This window comes from Aeromonas allosaccharophila, assembly GCF_000819685.1.
GTDB classification, from domain to species: Bacteria; Pseudomonadota; Gammaproteobacteria; order Enterobacterales; family Aeromonadaceae; genus Aeromonas; species Aeromonas allosaccharophila.
Window position 1 is genome coordinate 1 of sequence record NZ_CDBR01000010.1, and the last position, 598, is coordinate 598.

The window sequence follows — 598 nt, forward strand, 5'->3', positions numbered from 1 at the left end:
GCTGCCGGAGTTGAAGGACTGTCTGGAGCTGGTTCGTCTGCCAGAAGAAGAAAAACATCACTATCACACCCTCGGAGGGCTTATCATGCTGCTCCTTGGTCGTGTTCCACACACCGGAGACCTGGTGACACTGGAACAGTGGCAACTGGAAATTGTTGACATGGATGGCCTGCGCATCGACAAGGTGCTCGCCATGCCCTTGACCGATCAACCCAGCTAACCTGCGGAGTTTGCAAGTATGGAGCAGTTTTACCAACTGGCTCACGCCTTTATGAATCACGATCTGAACACACTTTCCGATCCCAAGATGGCCTTCATGATCTGTGGTGTGATTTTGACGTTTCTGGTACTGGAGAACGGATTCATCCCTACCGCCTTTCTGCCCGGTGACAGCCTGCTGATCCTCACCGGCGTGCTTATCTATCAGGATGTGTTGTCACTCGGGGTGATCCCGCTGTTGATCATGGCTACCTTTGTCGGCACCTGGCTCGGTTACATGCAGGGGCGCTTCCTCGGCCATACCCAGCTCTACCACCGGCTGATGTCCCATGTGGAAGAGCGACACCAGCAGAAGGTCTACCACCTGCTGGACAAGTAC

Annotated in this window: 2 protein-coding genes; both read left to right on the top strand. The window is 54.3% G+C overall.

Annotated features, from left to right (window positions below; genetic code table 11):
• Positions 1–220 (top strand): transporter associated domain-containing protein (locus BN1115_RS01970; RefSeq protein WP_042655840.1); only part of this gene is annotated, 220 nt, incomplete at its 5' end.
• Between the two features lie 18 nt (positions 221–238).
• Positions 239–598 (top strand): DedA family protein (locus BN1115_RS01975; RefSeq protein ID WP_042655841.1); only part of this gene is annotated, 360 nt, incomplete at its 3' end.